Origin of the sequence: Sulfurimonas sp. HSL1-2, assembly GCF_039645565.1 — a bacterium.
Taxonomy (GTDB): domain Bacteria; phylum Campylobacterota; class Campylobacteria; order Campylobacterales; family Sulfurimonadaceae; genus Thiomicrolovo; species Thiomicrolovo zhangzhouensis.
Genome location: NZ_CP147914.1, coordinates 1,868,119 through 1,884,265, shown reverse-complemented (window position 1 = coordinate 1,884,265; position 16,147 = coordinate 1,868,119). Strand labels below are relative to the sequence as shown.

24 protein-coding genes and 3 tRNA genes are annotated in these 16,147 nt (G+C 56.2%); 18 read left to right on the top strand and 9 right to left on the bottom strand.

All coding sequences use genetic code 11. The features are described 5' to 3' along the window. Positions 1 to 7: 7 nt before the first annotated feature. Positions 8 to 745 carry a CpsB/CapC family capsule biosynthesis tyrosine phosphatase gene (locus WCX18_RS09725; protein WP_345987392.1) on the bottom strand — a complete coding sequence of 246 codons (738 nt, stop codon included), beginning with the start codon at positions 743 to 745 and terminating at the stop codon, positions 8 to 10. Between the two features lie 60 nt (positions 746 to 805). Here WCX18_RS09725 and WCX18_RS09720 point away from each other — a divergent pair, with 60 nt between their 5' ends. From WCX18_RS09720 to WCX18_RS09685, 8 genes are read left to right on the top strand one after another with little or no spacing between them, the layout of a single operon-like run. Further along, on the top strand, positions 806 to 1,561 hold the full coding sequence (locus WCX18_RS09720; protein ID WP_345987391.1) for a TonB family protein: 756 nt from the start codon (positions 806 to 808) through the stop codon (positions 1,559 to 1,561). 49 nt (positions 1,562 to 1,610) lie between these two features. Beyond that, the gene (gene pyrC / locus WCX18_RS09715) at positions 1,611 to 2,660 is read left to right on the top strand and encodes a dihydroorotase (RefSeq protein WP_345987390.1); all 1,050 of its coding nucleotides are present in this window, start codon (positions 1,611 to 1,613) and stop codon (positions 2,658 to 2,660) included. Next, complete coding sequence (locus WCX18_RS09710) at positions 2,657 to 3,316, top strand: response regulator transcription factor (protein WP_345987389.1); 660 nt, start codon at positions 2,657 to 2,659, stop codon at positions 3,314 to 3,316. The genes pyrC and WCX18_RS09710 overlap by 4 nt, the downstream gene beginning before the upstream one ends. Further along, on the top strand, positions 3,306 to 4,151 hold the full coding sequence (locus WCX18_RS09705) for a HAMP domain-containing sensor histidine kinase (protein ID WP_345987388.1): 846 nt from the start codon (positions 3,306 to 3,308) through the stop codon (positions 4,149 to 4,151). The genes WCX18_RS09710 and WCX18_RS09705 overlap by 11 nt, the downstream gene beginning before the upstream one ends. Then, positions 4,141 to 4,602, top strand: coding sequence for a TonB-system energizer ExbB (gene exbB / locus WCX18_RS09700; protein ID WP_345987387.1), 462 nt, complete (start codon positions 4,141 to 4,143; stop codon positions 4,600 to 4,602). The genes WCX18_RS09705 and exbB overlap by 11 nt, the downstream gene beginning before the upstream one ends. Then, on the top strand, positions 4,592 to 4,969 hold the full coding sequence (locus WCX18_RS09695; RefSeq protein WP_345987386.1) for a biopolymer transporter ExbD: 378 nt from the start codon (positions 4,592 to 4,594) through the stop codon (positions 4,967 to 4,969). The genes exbB and WCX18_RS09695 overlap by 11 nt, the downstream gene beginning before the upstream one ends. A gap of 12 nt (positions 4,970 to 4,981) precedes the next feature. Then, positions 4,982 to 5,311 carry a glutaredoxin domain-containing protein gene (locus WCX18_RS09690; protein WP_345987385.1) on the top strand — a complete coding sequence of 110 codons (330 nt, stop codon included), beginning with the start codon at positions 4,982 to 4,984 and terminating at the stop codon, positions 5,309 to 5,311. A gap of 8 nt (positions 5,312 to 5,319) precedes the next feature. Continuing rightward, positions 5,320 to 5,973 carry a class I SAM-dependent methyltransferase gene (locus WCX18_RS09685; RefSeq protein ID WP_345987384.1) on the top strand — a complete coding sequence of 218 codons (654 nt, stop codon included), beginning with the start codon at positions 5,320 to 5,322 and terminating at the stop codon, positions 5,971 to 5,973. Positions 5,974 to 6,078: 105 nt separating this feature from the next. Here WCX18_RS09685 and WCX18_RS09680 read toward each other — a convergent pair. Further along, positions 6,079 to 6,155 (bottom strand) — tRNA-Met (locus WCX18_RS09680). Between the two features lie 220 nt (positions 6,156 to 6,375). Here WCX18_RS09680 and groES point away from each other — a divergent pair. Together groES and groL are read left to right on the top strand one after the other, a co-directional pair. Further along, entirely contained in the window at positions 6,376 to 6,636 is a 261-nt protein-coding gene (gene groES / locus WCX18_RS09675; RefSeq protein WP_345987383.1) for a co-chaperone GroES, read from the top strand. Between the two features lie 18 nt (positions 6,637 to 6,654). Then, complete coding sequence (gene groL / locus WCX18_RS09670; protein ID WP_345987382.1) at positions 6,655 to 8,289, top strand: chaperonin GroEL; 1,635 nt, start codon at positions 6,655 to 6,657, stop codon at positions 8,287 to 8,289. Positions 8,290 to 8,511: 222 nt separating this feature from the next. Here the strand turns inward: groL and WCX18_RS09665 are convergent, their stop codons facing one another. The 4 genes from WCX18_RS09665 to WCX18_RS09650 all read right to left on the bottom strand — a co-directional run bounded on the left by WCX18_RS09665 (position 8,512) and on the right by WCX18_RS09650 (position 10,053). Beyond that, entirely contained in the window at positions 8,512 to 8,766 is a 255-nt protein-coding gene (locus tag WCX18_RS09665) for a DUF3862 domain-containing protein (RefSeq protein WP_345987381.1), read from the bottom strand. Between the two features lie 91 nt (positions 8,767 to 8,857). After that, the gene (locus tag WCX18_RS09660; RefSeq protein WP_345987380.1) at positions 8,858 to 9,298 is read right to left on the bottom strand and encodes a hypothetical protein; all 441 of its coding nucleotides are present in this window, start codon (positions 9,296 to 9,298) and stop codon (positions 8,858 to 8,860) included. A 12-nt stretch (positions 9,299 to 9,310) separates the two neighbouring features. Then, positions 9,311 to 9,787, bottom strand: coding sequence for a hypothetical protein (locus WCX18_RS09655; protein ID WP_345987379.1), 477 nt, complete (start codon positions 9,785 to 9,787; stop codon positions 9,311 to 9,313). A 62-nt stretch (positions 9,788 to 9,849) separates the two neighbouring features. Continuing rightward, positions 9,850 to 10,053, bottom strand: a complete 204-nt coding sequence (locus tag WCX18_RS09650) for an RNA-binding S4 domain-containing protein (protein WP_345987378.1) — start codon at positions 10,051 to 10,053, stop codon at positions 9,850 to 9,852. A 102-nt stretch (positions 10,054 to 10,155) separates the two neighbouring features. Here WCX18_RS09650 and WCX18_RS09645 point away from each other — a divergent pair, with 102 nt between their 5' ends. From WCX18_RS09645 to WCX18_RS09620, 6 genes are read left to right on the top strand one after another with little or no spacing between them, the layout of a single operon-like run. Continuing rightward, positions 10,156 to 10,599, top strand: coding sequence for a hypothetical protein (locus tag WCX18_RS09645; protein WP_345987377.1), 444 nt, complete (start codon positions 10,156 to 10,158; stop codon positions 10,597 to 10,599). A 51-nt stretch (positions 10,600 to 10,650) separates the two neighbouring features. Further along, positions 10,651 to 11,106, top strand: coding sequence for a YchJ family protein (locus tag WCX18_RS09640; RefSeq protein WP_345984950.1), 456 nt, complete (start codon positions 10,651 to 10,653; stop codon positions 11,104 to 11,106). Between the two features lie 30 nt (positions 11,107 to 11,136). After that, complete coding sequence (locus WCX18_RS09635) at positions 11,137 to 12,741, top strand: ATP-binding cassette domain-containing protein (protein WP_345987376.1); 1,605 nt, start codon at positions 11,137 to 11,139, stop codon at positions 12,739 to 12,741. Beyond that, a complete protein-coding gene (locus WCX18_RS09630) occupies positions 12,728 to 13,561 on the top strand; it encodes a DUF5718 family protein (RefSeq protein WP_345984948.1) in 834 nt (277 codons plus the stop codon). Before WCX18_RS09635 ends, WCX18_RS09630 begins: the two co-directional genes overlap by 14 nt. Beyond that, a complete protein-coding gene (locus tag WCX18_RS09625; protein ID WP_345987375.1) occupies positions 13,554 to 13,778 on the top strand; it encodes a DUF1653 domain-containing protein in 225 nt (74 codons plus the stop codon). Before WCX18_RS09630 ends, WCX18_RS09625 begins: the two co-directional genes overlap by 8 nt. Continuing rightward, positions 13,765 to 14,100 carry a translation initiation factor gene (locus WCX18_RS09620; RefSeq protein ID WP_345987374.1) on the top strand — a complete coding sequence of 112 codons (336 nt, stop codon included), beginning with the start codon at positions 13,765 to 13,767 and terminating at the stop codon, positions 14,098 to 14,100. The genes WCX18_RS09625 and WCX18_RS09620 overlap by 14 nt, the downstream gene beginning before the upstream one ends. A 114-nt stretch (positions 14,101 to 14,214) precedes the next feature. Here the strand turns inward: WCX18_RS09620 and WCX18_RS09615 are convergent, their stop codons facing one another. Continuing rightward, entirely contained in the window at positions 14,215 to 14,610 is a 396-nt protein-coding gene (locus WCX18_RS09615; protein WP_345987373.1) for a rhodanese-like domain-containing protein, read from the bottom strand. A gap of 66 nt (positions 14,611 to 14,676) precedes the next feature. Here WCX18_RS09615 and WCX18_RS09610 point away from each other — a divergent pair, with 66 nt between their 5' ends. Beyond that, positions 14,677 to 15,051, top strand: coding sequence for a hypothetical protein (locus WCX18_RS09610; protein WP_345987372.1), 375 nt, complete (start codon positions 14,677 to 14,679; stop codon positions 15,049 to 15,051). Positions 15,052 to 15,304: 253 nt separating this feature from the next. Beyond that, a complete protein-coding gene (locus WCX18_RS09605) occupies positions 15,305 to 15,832 on the top strand; it encodes a hypothetical protein (RefSeq protein ID WP_345987371.1) in 528 nt (175 codons plus the stop codon). Positions 15,833 to 15,898: 66 nt separating this feature from the next. On the opposite strand, the gene WCX18_RS09600 is transcribed toward WCX18_RS09605, so the two are convergent. Both WCX18_RS09600 and WCX18_RS09595 read right to left on the bottom strand, forming a co-directional pair. Then, positions 15,899 to 15,973: transfer RNA gene (locus tag WCX18_RS09600), tRNA-Glu, on the bottom strand. Positions 15,974 to 15,988: 15 nt separating this feature from the next. Continuing rightward, positions 15,989 to 16,064: transfer RNA gene (locus WCX18_RS09595), tRNA-Lys, on the bottom strand. Positions 16,065 to 16,147 lie beyond the last annotated feature (83 nt).

Sequence of the window (16,147 nt, the reverse complement as noted above, 5' to 3'; positions counted from 1 at the left end):
GCCGCGCCTAAAGCACGTTATTGCGCAAGGTGTTGTTTCGCTGCACCTTGGTGACGATATCGGCGCGCAGCGTTTTGGTAAGGGCGTCGATATGGCGCCGGTGATGCGTGTCGGATCCCAGGTAGCTGATCCACCCTTCATCCATGAGACGACGGGCGGCTTTTTGGACCGGTTTGGAGTAGTAGCCCCCCAGGGAGTTGATGTTGACCTGAAAACGGACCCCTTTCTCCCTGAGCCGGGGATAGGCCTCTTCATCCTTGTGCATATAGAGATAGCGCTCGGGGTGGGCGAGTACCGGCTGGTAGCCGCTACTTTGGAGCTCGAAAATGATGGTGTCGAGGTCGACGGGGGGAATGACGTAGGAGAGCTCGAAAAGCACTTCATTTTCGCCGAAGGTGAGCAGCTCTCCCTTGTCGATCAGTTCGCGGAAGTGCTCGTCGACGTAGTACTCGGAGGCTGCGTCGATCGTCACGGGAATCCCTTCGGTGTCGATCGCAGTGCGAAGGGTGTCGAGCCCCCGCAGGATCGTGTCGCGGGAGTTGGGAAAGCGGTGCATCATAATATGCGGTGTCGTGATGAGGCGGCGGTATCCAAGATCGTAGAGTGAGCGCACGAGGTTCAGTGACGTCTCTAAGTCTTTGGCCCCGTCGTCGATCCCGGGGACGAGATGTGAATGCAGGTCGGTCGTCAGCGGTTCGGAGCTGTGTTTTTCGGGCCGTAACAGGCGTTTTAATCTCGCGTACATCGCGCAATCATAGCAGAAGCAGATTAATACTTTTGTAATACTTTTCAGTTAGGATTCGGTATGGCACGTTCCCCGCAGGCATTTCTGGTTTCATTGTCGCTGCACCTGACGATAGGGATTGTATTGCTCATCGTCGTTCTGCCGAAGATTCCGATGTCGGTCTCGGCGGAAGCGCCGCATTACTGCCTTTCATTATCACGGGTGGCCCCGAAACTGCCGCCGAAAAAGAGCGAACAGGCTGTGGCCCCGGCACCTGCCGCGGTCAAGCCTGTCCCAGTTAAGGAAAAAGCGCCCGAGAAGGTCGTAAAGCGCCCGGAAATCGTCAGACCGGCGGTCGTCCTGAAGACCCCCGCGGTCAAACCGCTGCCGGTTGTCAAAGAGGAACCGGCACCGTTCATCGAAGAGACGCAGCCCGAGACAGCGATGGAAGTGATGACTGAAACGGAACCGGTAGCGGCGGCCGAGGGGGAAAGCACAGCCGAAGCATCCTCTGCCGAACAGACCGGCGCGGATGAGAGCGCCTCAGTGCAGAGCAGCGAGAGTTATATGAATGAGCACCTGGCCATTATTGCGCAGCTGCTGCAGCGCCACCTCTACTACCCGCGTATGGCACGCAAACGCCACATTGAGGGAGAAGTAGTGGCCAGTTTCCGTGTGGAGCCGGACGGTAGCGTCCACGACGTCACGATTCAGAAACACGCACGGGAGATCCTTGACCGGGCGGCCATCCGAACGATCACGTCGCTTTCGGGCCGTCTGCCGCACCCCCGGCACGCTTTGACATTGAACGTCCCGATCCGCTTTGTGCTCAAATAAATCCGCGAAATGTTAGAATAAAGTATTGATTAAGAATTCAAGGATTTCAATGAAAACCCATACGCTTTTAATGCCTTTGGATATGCACCTCCACCTCCGCGACGGGGTGATGCTCGAGACGGTCGCCCCGCTTAGCGCCTACAGCTTCAGCGGCGCCGTCGTGATGCCGAACCTGGTCCCGCCGGTTACCTCCAAAGAGGATGTTCAGTCCTATAAAGAGCGTATTTTTTCAGCCCTCGGTACTCCCCTCACCGATGAGGACGACATGTTCGAAACGACCAATGCCGACTATTTCGAGCCGTTGATGACCCTCTTCTACCAGCATTATGAGCGCGAATTCCTCGAAGAGGTACGCGATGACATCTTTGCCATCAAGCTCTACCCCGCAGGGATCACGACGAACTCCGAAGGCGGTGTGAGCCGTTTTGATCTCGATGCCATGCGTCCGACCCTCGAGGCGATGTGTGCGTTGGGCATCCCGCTGCTGATCCACGGCGAGACCGACGGTTTCGTTATGGACCGCGAAGCGGAATTCATGAGCATCTACGAGATGCTCGCTTCCAACTTCCCCGACCTCAAAATCGTCATGGAGCATATTACGACAAAAGCGGCAGTCGATATGCTGGACAAATACCCCAACCTCTACGCGACGGTCACGCTGCACCACCTCCTCATCACCCTCGACGACGTAGCGGGCGGGCTGATGCGGCCGCATCTTTTCTGCAAACCGATCGCGAAACGTCCCGAGGACCGCGAAGCGCTGCTGAGCGTCGCGCTTGAAGCCCATCCGAAGGTGATGTTCGGCTCGGACTCCGCGCCGCATCCTCAGCATAAAAAAGAGGCCTGTGGCTGTGCCGCCGGTGTCTTTACGGCCCCCATCGCGCTGCAGGCACTGTGCGAGCTTTTTGACCACTACGGCAAGCTCGATAACCTGCAGGCCTTCATCAGCGACAATGCCCAGAGTATCTACGGCATCTGCCCCGAGTTCAAAGAGGTTACTCTTTCCGACACTCCCTTTACCGTTCCGGCCAAATACGGTGACGTCGTTCCGATGTTCGCCGGCGAAACGATTGGCTGGAGTATCGAAGACGTGCTATGACGACGGCCAGCATCCTCCTGCTTGAAGACGACCTTCTGCTGGGCGAGACGCTCGGCGATCTGCTGGAGGATGAGGGCTATACTGTACGCTGGTGCCGCAACGGTCAGGAAGCGCTCGATGTTACGTTTGAAGAGAGTTTCGACCTCTACCTCCTTGACATCAACGTCCCGCAGGTCGACGGGCTGACCCTGCTCTCCGAACTGCGCTCTGCGGCCGATACGACACCGACGATTTTCCTGACGTCGCACAAGGAAAAAGAGAAGCGTAAAGAGGGCTTCACCGCGGGGGCGGACGACTACCTGACAAAACCTTTTGACAACGACGAGCTGCTCTGGCGGATCACGGCGCTGCTGCGCCGAAGCGGGCGTCTCGACGGCCTTTGCAACGGGCGCCTCTGCCATGACCCGGAACACCATACGGTCCTCTTCGACGGCAACGCCCTGGAACTGACGCGCAAAGAGTATGACCTGCTGACCCTGCTGATGCGCCACTGCAACAAGACCGTCACGAAAGCGATGATCGAGGAGGTGCTCTGGAGCGCCGGCGAATCGGGGAGCGAAGGAGCCGTACGCGTCTACATCAACCGCATCAAACAGCTCATCGGTGCGGAGATGATCGAAAATATCCGTGGGGTGGGGTACCGCCTTGTTTCGTAACTTTTTCCTGGCGATCGCCTTCTTCTACGTGGTTTCGGTGCTGACGATAGTCGCCGGGGTCTATGTGCTCCAGCTGCAGTTCCAGATCTTCTCCATCGTTTCGCTGCTCTTCATCGCATTGCCGTTCGCGCTGCTGCTGGGATGGATGTTCTCAAAGATCGCGATCGAACCGCTGATCAGCCACTTCGAGACCCTGGAACGTTTCTCCAAGGAGACGCTGCACGAGCTCAACATCCCCGTCAGTACGATCAAGACGAACGCGCAGATGCTCGAGAAGGGGTGCACGGATGAAAAGTCGCGCAAACGGATCGGCCGGATCGCCTCGGCCTGCGAACTCCTGGAAGCCCGTTACGATGAACTGGACTACCTGATCAAAAGCCAGATGCAGCGTGAGCGGATCGACACCGTTGCGATCGCTCCTCTTTTGCAGGAGCGCTGTGAGGCGCTGCAGGAGATCTATCCCGGTATAACGCTGGCATGCGATTTAGAGCCCGTTAGTCTGAAACTCGATAGAATGGGCTTCATCAAAGTCGTGGACAACCTGATCGACAATGCGGTCAAAAACTCGCCCAAAGGGACGACAATCAGCATGAACCTGAAAGCCAAACGTCTTGAGATCCGGGACGAGGGGCGCGGCATGGATGAGGTCGAGCTCTTCAAGGTGTTCGACCGTTACTATCAGAGCGACGACTCTCTTCCGGGATACGGGATCGGGCTCGATCTCGTCAAACGCTACTGCGACCGGCACAGGATCGGGCTCAGTATCGATTCGGCGCCCGGGCAGGGGACGACGGTAACACTTAATTTAGCGGAGGTAGCAGAAGATGCAGGGTAATTGGTTGGAGTTGGCAGAACGGTTGTTGGATTACGGAGTGATGGGCACATTGCTGGTAATGAGTGTGATTGCCCTGTGGCTCTTTATTGAACGGCTGATGTACTACAGAGGCGTCGATGTCAACGCCTATGACAGCAAAGAGCTGCTGGAGCTTGATCTCAGCGACAACCTCTCGACGATTTCTGCCATCGGGGCCAACGCGCCCTATGTCGGTCTGCTGGGGACGATCCTGGGGATTATGATCACCTTCTACGGTCTTGGCGAGATCGGTACGGTCGATACGAAAAAAGTCATGACGGGGCTGGCACTGGCGCTGAAGGCGACCGGTTTCGGTATCCTCGTCGCGATTCCTTCCATCGTCTTCTACACGGCACTGCTGCGCAAGATGGAGCGGCTGCTCACCTACTGGGACGTCAACACGCAAAAAGGGAACCAGCAGGATGCAGCGTAAACGCTTTGACCAGATCAATGTCATCCCGCTGATCGACATCCTGCTTGTCCTGCTTGTCATGGTTGTCACGACCGCTACATTCATCAAGCAGGGGATCCTTCCCGTGGAATTGCCCGATGCAAAGTCCGCGGACAAGAAAGAGGATCGTAAAGAGATCGACGTCTACGTGACCAAGGACGGGAAGTACCACCTGGACAAGACGCCGATCAGCGTCGCGGAATTGGAAAAACGCATTTCCGAGATTCCCAAGGACCAGACGGTGGTGCTGCGCAGTGACAAAGATGCGACCTTCCAGAACTTTGTGACGGTGATGGACCTGCTCAAGAAGTACAACCACGAGCAGCTCTATATCGTGACGAAAGAGTAGGACGGCAAAGCGATGGCAGAGAAACCAAAAAGCAAACCTCAGGGGCAGAAGCCCGGTGGCGCGAAGCCCGCTGCATCAAAGAGCGGCGGCAAACCCAAGCCCAAAAGCCAGAAACCTGTCGCACTCTTCACAGCACCTGGGTGCAAATGGTGCGCGACGGCCAAGAAGTACCTCAAGGACAAAGGGATCCGCTTCCGTACCATCGACATCTCCACAAATAATCAGGCGGCGAAGGACTGTCTCAAACACGGCTGCCGCGGCGTCCCGGTCGTGCTCATCGGCAACCGCTGGATCTGCGGCTTCGACCAGAAGACGATCGACAAAGAGCTGGGGCTTTCGTAATCGTCCGGATGAGCGACACGACAGAAAATATGAAAAACGTTCTACCGGATGCGTTCCGCCGGGAACACTGGGACAGCCTTTTCAGATCCAAAACATATACCGACGTCCTGTGGCATCAAACTACTCCTGTAAAATCGCTTGCACAGATCGAAACCTTCGCGCGACCGGATGACGGTGTCATCGATGTGGGATGTGGTGCCTCACTCCTGGTTGATAACCTGATCGCAAAGGGGTACCGCAACCTCTGTTTGCTGGACGCGTCTGAAGCCTCGCTGCAGATCGTGCGGGATCGCCTGGCATCGGATGCTGACATCCCTGAATACGTCTGTTCGGATATAGTCAATTTCAACCCGACGAAGCAGTTCCGCGTATGGCATGACAGGGCGATGTTCCATTTTCTGCTGGACGCAACGGAGCGCCGGAAGTATTTCGAGGTGATGTACGCCTCCCTGCTTCCGGGCGGAACCGCTATCATCAACACCTTTGCCGTTGACGGCGAAAGCGCGTGTGCAGGGTTGCAGACAATGCGGTATGACCAAAAGAAGATGGCGGCGGAATTGCCTGAAGGCCTGCAGCTCGCCGATGCCGAAGATTTTGTCCATACGACGCCGAAGCAGACGGCACAAAACTATGCGGCTTTCTATATCAGGAAAACGTTCTGAGAAGATGCCGGTAGAACGCCGTTGAGGTATCAAAAGGGCACGATTCGGGCACACTTTAAATGCATTAATTTTGAAGGTTCTGAAAACAGGGAGTTTTTTGAAGGATGGTGTCAAGAGAGAGACTTGAACTCTCGACCTCCGGCTTATGAGACCAGCGCTCTAACCAGCTGAGCTACCTTGACATCCGTTTGAAAGACCGAAATTATAGTTTCAGAGTCCTTAGATTTTCCTAAAAGTGATCGCCTTCTTTTTCGCAATAGTTTAGCTAAACAGTTTATATGTTAATCGGCTAATTATTCTTTAGCCAAATTGACTAAAGTTCTTGACAATTGAATGGCTATAAAGTAAAATTAGCGCGTAAAATTTTTAGCACATAGTGCTTTGTTAAGCAAAGGAGAACACATGAACTTTCAACCACTTGGTAACCGTGTGCTTGTCGAGCGTGTCGAAGACGCGCAGACCACCGCTTCAGGGATCATCATCCCGGATAATGCAAAAGAGAAGCCTTCCCAGGGCAAGATCGTTGCGATCGGCGGCGACGTCGAGACTATCGCTGTCGGCGACACCGTCGTATTCGGTAAATACTCCGGCAACGAGCTTTCCCTCGACGGCAAAGAGTATCTCATCATGGATGCCGACGATATTTTTGGAATCATCAAATAAATTTTAGAGGAGACAGATATGGCAAAAGAGATTCACTTTTCGGATGAAGCACGCAATACCCTCGCCGCAGGCGTACAGAAGCTGACGGATGCCGTCAAGGTCACGATGGGGCCGCGCGGACGCAATGTCCTGATCCAGAAGAGCTACGGCTCTCCGAACATCACCAAAGACGGCGTCTCCGTCGCCCGCGAAATCGAGCTGAAAGATCCGCTGGAAAACATGGGCGCGCAGCTGGTCAAGCAGGTCGCATCCAACACGGCCGACGAGGCGGGTGACGGTACGACGACCGCAACGGTCCTTGCCAATGCTATCTTCCAGGAAGGTCTGCGCAACATCACGGCCGGTGCGAACCCGGTCGAAGTCAAGCGCGGTATGGACAAGGCGACTGAAGCGATCCTTGCCGAGCTCAAAGCCATCTCCAAGTCCATCAAGGACAAAACCGAGATTGCCCAGGTCGCGACGATTTCCGCGAACTCCGACAGCGAAATCGGCAACATGATCGCCGAAGCGATGGAAAAAGTCGGCCAGGACGGCGTTATCACCGTTGAAGAGGCCAAGGGGATCAGCGATGAACTCGACGTCGTCGAGGGGATGCAGTTCGACCGCGGCTATCTCAGCCCCTACTTCATCACCAACAGCGAGAAGATGATCGCGGAGATCGAAAACCCGTTCATCCTGCTCTTCGACCAGAAGATCAGCAACCTCAAAGACCTGCTGCCGGTCCTCGAGCAGGTGCAGAAGACGAACCGTCCGCTGCTTATCATCGCCGAGGATGTCGAAGGCGAAGCGCTGGCGACCCTGGTCGTCAACAAACTGCGCGGTATCCTTAACATCTCCGCGGTCAAGGCGCCGGGCTTCGGTGACCGCCGCAAGGCGATGCTGCAGGATATCGCGATCCTTACCGGCGGCCAGGTGATCTCCGAGGAGATCGGCCGTACGCTCGAGTCTGCGAACCTTGCTGACCTCGGCCAGGCGTCCCGCGTCGTCATCGACAAGGACAACACGACGATCGTCGACGGTGTCGGCGACAGCGCGGCGGTCCAGGCGCGTATCAACGAGATCAAGACGCAGATCGAGGCGACGACATCCGAGTACGACAAAGAGAAGCTCCAGGAGCGCCTGGCGAAGCTCTCCGGCGGTGTGGCGGTCATCAAGGTCGGTGCTGCGACGGAAACGGAAATGAAAGAGAAAAAAGACCGCGTCGACGATGCACTCTCCGCGACGAAAGCCGCCGTGGAAGAGGGGATCGTTATCGGGGGCGGCGCCGCACTGATCCGTGCAGCGGCGAAAGTCAGCCTTGACCTCGAAGGCGACCAGAAGATCGGCTACGAGATCATCCTGCGCGCCGTCAAGGCGCCGGTCAAGCAGATCGCTGCCAATGCGGGCTTTGATACGGGCGTCGTCGTCAACGGTATCGAGACGGCTACGAACGAGAACGTCGGGTTCAACGCGGCGACAGGCGAATATGTCGACATGTTTGAAGCCGGTATTATCGACCCGCTCAAGGTCGAGCGCGTCGCGCTGACGAACGCGACCTCCGTCTCCAGCCTCCTGCTGACGACGGAAGCGACGATCCACGAGATTCCGGAAGAGAAACCTGCACCGGATATGGGCGGCATGGGCGGCATGGGCGGCATGCCGGGGATGATGTAACTTCCCACGCACCCTCGGCGGGAGACCCGTTAACGACGGGTTCCCGCCATCTTCTACACCTTTTTTCCCCTTATTTTATTCCACTTTTTCTCCCAGTGATCAGACCGGCACCGTTTGTCGTGTCGGAAGTTTTGTTCGGCGTGCGGTATGAAAAGGGGTTGTAGAGACGATGCTAAATGCATGAGGAGAGGTCTGCTCCCGCCGGAAGCAGAAGGGGAAGATCTACTTCAGCCCTTTGGCCGAGGTGAACGTCACCTGGTCGGAGATAAACTTGATATCGATCACGGCACCGTCGTTTTTCCACTGGCAGCTGCTGATGCCGAGGGTTTCCGAACACCCTTCGGGTTTCCCGATCAGTTTGACGACCTCGTCATAGGACATGCCTGACTCGATTTTGTCGTAGTTCTCTTTGGTGACTTTGCTGCAGCCGCCAAGAAGGAGCAGGAGGAGGGCAGGGAGCATGATACGTTTATACAAGAGGATTCCTTTGAATGGTAGTGGCAAAATTATAGCATGATGACAGCGACACCGGCATGCAGTAGATGCCAGCGGGTGGAGCAGGGTGTATTTATTCCGTTTCGTAAGCGTAGGTCCAGCCGGTCAGCTGTTTCTCTTTGACCTCGGGGAAGTTGTCGGAATCGGCCTCGAAATCCATGACGAACATTACGGTGGAGGGGAGACGCATCTTGTCTTCGGGCTTGAAGAGGTGCAGGGGCATCGGCGTCTCCTGCGTGGTCACGGCGAAAGCGACGCGGTCGGGTTGGCTGAAAAGGTCGGCAATATTGCGGAAGCCGTACTGGTCGGCGAATTTGTCAAGCACGGCCTGCTGGATATCGGCAGGCAGGTTGTCGGCCGTATTGAGAAAAAGGGTGAAGTGGATCGGTGCTTTGGCCGTGTCACGCACGGCGGGGGCTGCCATGACGATATACTCGACGCCTTCGAGGTGTGCGGTGATTTCCGCCGGGTTGAGGTACTGTTCGGTCTTGAGGGCCTGGTGTTCCTGGGTCATCACGTTTAGCCTTTATTTCATCAGGGGTTCGAGCGCACCGGCAATGCCCGTGTGCAGGTTATAGTGTGCAATCGGAAAATCGAGCGCCTCGTTTTCGAGGTTGACCATGTAACTGCTCAGGTAGGTGCCGAGCAGGGTCAGGTCGACCGGCGCATAGGCTGCGCAGGCTTCTTCCGGGAGGGAGGTGCGGAGCAGCCGGCCGGCCTCGTTGCTTTTTTGCAGCGTGAACGCCAGGGTCTTGAGGCTGACAAGGTCGCACCAGCGCAGGAGCAGTGCAGGTGTGAGACGGGGCTGGGGCTTGCCTTCGGGGTCAAAGAGCAGTCCCTGGTCACGCAGCGGTACGAGGACGGAAAGCACGGCCTGGGCGAGGGGCATGACCTTCTGGGACCAGAAGGGGGATTCGTTCGCGTTTGTCAGCGCCACCTTCAGTGCGCTTTCAATGGTGTCGATCTTCTCCTCCGCGAGGAGTTGTGCAAATGTTTTAATCATGGCGCGATTATAGCAAAGGGGGTGTTTAGAGGCGCATTAACGGTACGAAAATCGTACGCGCCTCAGACGGTCTTAATGGTGACGTCGCCGATGGTGATGGTTTCGCCGGGGCGGATCTTCGCCCGTTTGCGGGTTTCGACCTCGCCGTTGCGGAGGACCAGGCCGTTCTCGATCAGCTGTTTGGCCTGCCCGCCGCTGTCGACGAGATCGAGCAGCTTGATGAGTTTGTTGAGTTCGATGAATTCGTTTTCGATCTTGTATGTCATGCGTAATTATAGCCTGAATCCGGGGTTTTCGCGAGGCATGCACACTGTTTACTCTTTGACGGTAAACTGATCGGATATCAAAATAAACGGCGAGGAGAGTGAATGCGACCGGTCATGACAGTTATGGGTTCTTTGATTCTGGCGGGTAATCTGCTGCTTGCCGTCCCGCTGCGTCCGAGCGCGGTGACTGTCCGCAGCGCCGAGCAGTCCGAACACGAAGTGCGCAAGGCCGTCGCCGAAGCGCTCGTCGCCAGAGGGCTCGAAGCAGGCAGCGCCCAGCAGATCGTCGCGGAATACTTCGCACCGCAGGGCAGCGGCCTTGCGGTATCGTACGCCCACTTCCGGATGCTCTTCCCCGAATATGCGAGTGACGCCGTCCTCGCTGAGATGGCGCGGCGTGTCCTTCATGGCGAAGGGCTCGCTTTCAACGACTATGACCAGCTTATCGGGATGCTGCATCGTCTCGAGGGTGTCGCCCTGACCCCTTCCCACTACGAACGGGCGCGCCACTGTGCCCTGATGAGCCGCTACCTTTCCGCCGCATAACCCCTTTTGGCGCTGCATGGTATGATGCGTCCCCCATTTGAAGGAGAGGATATGCAGTGTTATTGCGGCAGCGGAAAAACGTTCGAGACGTGCTGCGCACCGTTGATCGACGGGAGTGCCCCGGTGTCCGGGGCGGAGGCGCTTATGCGCTCGCGTTACAGTGCCTATGTGCTCGGTGCGGGTGAGTACCTCGTCGCGACAACCGTTCCCGAAAAACAGGTGCCAGACGATGCCGAACTGATCCGGCAGCATGCGGAGGCGACGAGGTGGCTTAAACTGGACGTGCTCGAGGCAAAAGAGGCCGACAGTGCGGCAACGGTGAGCTTCAAAGCCTACTACCGCGAAGGCGACGGTCCCATCAGGGTGCACCACGAAAAGAGCACCTTCCGCCGCATGGACGGCCGCTGGTACTATGACGAAGGCACCCTCTATGAAGCCTCCGTCGGGCGGAACGATCCCTGTCCCTGCGGCAGCGGAAAAAAATTCAAAAAGTGCTGTATGGTATAATCGCGAAAAAATTACAGAAGCGATGACATAATGGTACAAGTTACAAACCTGACAAAACGCTTCGGCAGCCGCGTGCTGTTCGAAGGCATCAACCTCAAACTCGACCCGCACAAGCGCTACGGTCTCATCGGTGCGAACGGCGCCGGGAAGACGACATTCCTCAAGATCCTCAGCGGACAGGACAAAGAGTACGAAGGGGAGATCTCCATCGAATCGGGCCTGAAGGTCGGCGTCCTCGGGCAGAACCAGTTCGCCTTCGAAGATTACACCATCGCCGACGCGGTACTGTACGGCAACAAGCGCCTCTATGATGCCATCAAGGAAAAAGAGGAGCTCTATGCCAACGGCGACTTCGAAGACGACGCCGTCAACAACCGCCTGGCGGAGCTGGAAGTGATCAGCGTCGAGGAGGACCCGACGTACGAGTATGACGTCAACATCACGAAGATCCTCGAGAACGTCGGCATTCCGGCGGAGCAGCACCATGACCTGATGTCTTCGCTGCCTTCCAGCGACAAGTTCAAGGTCCTGCTGGCCCAGGTGCTCTTCCCGAAACCGGAAGTCCTTTTCCTCGACGAACCGACCAACAACCTCGACATCGAGACGATCAGCTGGCTGGAGAACGAACTGCAGCGCCATGAGGGGACGATGGTCGTCATCTCCCACGACCGCCACTTCCTCAACGCCGTCGTCACGAACATCCTCGACGTCGACTTCCAGAAGATCCGCGAATTTACCGGCAACTACGACGACTGGTACATCGCCGCGAACGTCATGGCGAAGCAGATGGAGATGGAGCGCGATAAGAAGCTCAAGGAAAAAGAGCAGCTCGAAGCCTTCGTACGCCGCTTCTCCGCCAACGCCTCCAAAGCGAAGCAGGCGACGTCCCGCCAGAAACAGCTGGAAAAACTGGAGATCGAGGATATCAAGCCATCAAGCCGCCGTGACCCGAGTATCGTCTTCAAGGCCAAGCGCCAGATGGGCGACGAAGCCCTGGACGTCATCAACGTCAGCCACGACTACGGCGAGGGCCCGGTCCTGAACAACATCAGCCTCCACATCGAGCCGGGCGAGAAGATCGCGCTGATCGGTCCCAACGGTGTCGGTAAAACGACGCTCTGCCAGATCATCATGGAAGAGCTCAAGCCCAAAGAGGGTACGGTGAAGTGGGGCGCGACCATAGAGCCGGGCTACTTCCCGCAGGATACGACCGACCGTATCAAGAGCAACGACACCCTTTATGACTGGCTGCGCGCCTTCGACCCGAAAGCGGACATCTCCGAGATCCGTAACTGCCTGGGGCGTATGCTCTTCAACGGTGAGCAGCAGGAGAAAGCGGCGACGAACATCTCCGGGGGCGAGAAGCACCGGATGATGCTGAGCAAACTGATGCTCGAAGGGCCGAACTTCCTCGTTATGGACGAACCGACCAACCACCTCGACCTCGAAGCGATCGTTGCCCTCGGTGAAGCGCTTTTCAATTTCGACGGCAACGTCATCTGTGTCTCCCATGACCGCGAACTGCTTGACGCGTTCGCCTCACGTATTATCGAACTCAAGCCCGACGGCAGCTATATCGACTTCAAAGGCAGCTACGAAGAGTTTGCCGAGGCGAAAGAGCATGGAAAGCTTTAAAGCTTACGCCGGGTTCGGCATCGCCGGCAACTTCGCCCTGCACCTGGAGCAGGCCGGGGAAATCGAGGATTTCAAAGACCTTGAAGTCGCCGACGAAAACGGTCCCAAGGGGATCTTCCCTTTCTACATGCCGGGCTTTGAGGCGCCTATAGGCGTCTACCCCCTCTCTTCCGACACCATCAGACTGCCCGAAGATGCAGCACTGAATGTCCAGGCGGAACCGGAAGTGGCACTGGAGTGCAGCCTGCGCTATGAAGACGGCCAAGTCGTTGCGGTCGTGCCGGAGCGTTTCGCTCCCTACAACGACTGCTCCATCCGCCGCCCGGGAGCGAAAAAGATCTCGCAGAAGAAGAACTGGGGTGAAATGAGCAAGGGGCTCGGAGCGGAGATGACGCCGATTGACACCTTCGCGCCGGACGGCGTGATGGACAGCTGGCACATCGCCTCCTTCCTGCGCCGCGGCAGCGAACTGCACCGTTACGGTGAAGATGCCGCATTGACGGGCTACAGCTATTTCCACAGCAAGCTCACGGATTGGATCGTCAACCAGCTCAACACGCAGACCGATACCGGTCCGCTCGAACCGGTGCTCTCCTATCTGGCAGCGGCGGGATACCCCGAGAAGATGATCATCAGCATCGGGGCGACGCGCTATACGGCTTACGGTGAGACGACCTTCCTTCAGGAGGGCGACGAGGTGATCGTCGTGCTCTATGATACAAACTGCTGCGACGCCGATACCGTGATGGAAAGCATCGACGCCGGTGCCTACAGAGCGAATGGGATGTGTGTCCTCTCCCAAAAGGTCGTCGGTGCTTAAACCGGGCCTCTACCAGCACTACAAAGGGAAGCACTACGAGGTGCTCGGCGTGGCGAAGCACTCCGAGACGGAGGAGGAGCTCGTCGTCTACCGTGCGCTGTACGGCGAACACGGACTCTGGGTCCGTCCGCTCTCCATGTTTACCGAATGCATCCCCCACGAAGGCGTCTGCATCAAACGGTTTGAATATATCGGAGATACAGATGAGCCGCGGTAAGAAGCTCGACCTCTTTATCGGCGGGGACCTCGGCAGCGGCTGGTCGGAAGTGGAAGCGCACCGGACGGAAGTGCCGGCGGAGCTGCTCGCACCCGAAAAACACCTTCTCGTCTTCAAACGCGAAAAGCGGCGGGGAAAAACCGTCACGCTCGTCGGGCCGTTCGCCCTGGAAAAGAGCGATGCGGAAGAAGTGCTGAAAAGCGTGAAGAAAAAGCTCGGTTCCGGCGGCAGCTACAAGGCGCCGTGGATGGAGTTCCAGGGAGAGTGCAGTGAGAAGCTGCGGAGCCTGCTCGAAGCCGAATCCTTCCGCTTCAAAAAGTAACCGCTCAATATAGCAGCAGGTACAAAAATCCCCAGAAGAGAAAGACGATCAGCGCGATGACGCTGAAAACGGCGGCGGCCCGCAGCAGGATCAGCAGGGCGATTTTAAGCGCTTTCACTGATAAGGGACGATGGGAAGGCCGGCACGGTAGGCGGTCATGATCCCGCCTTGCAGGTTATAGACGGTATAGCCGTAGGTCTGGGCCAGGAAGGGGGCCAGCATCGAGGTGCGGCTGCCCGTGCGGCAGATCAGCGCGAAGGGTTTGGTCGTATCGACTTTTGCCTTGAGCTCCAGCATAAAGTGGTCGACGTTATAGCCCCCTTTTTCATCGAAGAACATGATGGGGATACTCCCTTTGAGCAGGCCGGTCTCTTTCCATTCGCCCGGGGTACGGATGTCGACGACGGGGATCTGTTTGGCCAGCAGCGCCTTGCTTGCCGGCTCGTTGATGACTTCGGCATGCAGGAGACTGGCGACGACGATAAACCATAAAACAATCAGTTTTTTCATATAGAGTTGCTACCTTCTTAGAATAGGTATAATTATAGCGACTGAGCTTCCGAGAAAGGTGAACTATTGGCAAAGGTTTCGGCGAAAAAAGTGGAAGATACCGCAAGGCTCCGCTACATCCGGGTACTCGAGCGTTTTACGAGCAGTATCACCAAGTATCTTTTCAAGGCGGAGGACGCGACGCGCGAGCAGTTCGACAAGAAAGTCGACAACAACCGCAAATACCTAGACCGTACCGAAAAGGTCCCGCTCTACAAAGGGGACTACAACGACCTCGAAACCCTCGTCACCAAGATCCTCGCCTACCGCGACAGCGACGCCACGATCGAAACGCTCAAAGAGGACATTCTCTATACCGCCAACCAGATCGAAAAATCGATGAACCGCCGCCGCTATAAAAAAGACAAACACACCACCGATAAATTCAAAGATTGGGAATAACGGTAGCGCCCTCTTTCCCTTCTTCAGATTTCTGAGAGTAGTTCATTTAAGAAAAAAGCCATTTTTAGTACTTTTTTCTTCAAATTGTGTCATTTTTACGCATTAAGCTTAAGCCCTCTACACCCTGTGTCACCGTCGGTAGCAGGGGATATGTATTAGCAGTTCTTAATTATTTCATATAAAAACATTATCTATCGACCCTCTTCGTACTATTCCTGTACAATTCCACGCATTTTTTTGACGAGGAACTCTTTTGGTACGACTGATGATTTTTCTTTATGCGACATCGGCGCTTTTGCGCGCCGCGCTGACGCCGGAGCAGCTCTCAACGCTGCAGACGGTCCGGGACATCGCGCGCAGCGTGCCCGACCGCGGCGGCGAGACGTATGAGAACACCCTGAGCGCCATCTGCCTTACCGAGAGCAGTGCGGGGCGGAACATCATCGGCGACTTCCATAAAGGGGTCGATATCACCAAGGCGTCGCTGGGGCCGATGCAGGTCCAGGTGGCGACGGCACGCTATGTCGCCGCACGGGTCGAAAAGCTGGCGTGGCTGAACGCGCGCAGCGACATGCAGATCGCCAACCTGCTGCTCACCGACCTCAAACTCTCCGCCGGCATCGCCGCGCACTACCTCGTCATCCTCAAGAACCGCCGGCACGACTATATGAAAAGCGTCAGCGGCTACAACGGCGGCATGGTGAACTGGCCCTATTTTGAACGCGTGATGAATCATATGAAACTGGTCAAACGCCTCGTGGCATCGGGCGCGTTACGCTAAAAATTATTGGTAATTAAAGTGCTTTGGATTGAAGTGCTTTTGAATCGAAAATGTTGTTTGGGAAAGTGGTGACCCCACGGAGACTCGAACTCCGGTAACCAGAATGAAAATCTGGGATCCTAACCGCTAGACGATGGGGCCACTAAGGAGTAACAATGGTGTCCCGTGTTGGATTCGAACCAACGGCCACATCATTAAAAGTGACGTGCTCTACCAGCTGAGCTAACGAGACATTCAAACGTTAAGATAAGCTCTCATCGTTTGTGGACGGGAATTATACGAAAAACAGTTTTTAAAGTCAATACTTTTTCGGAA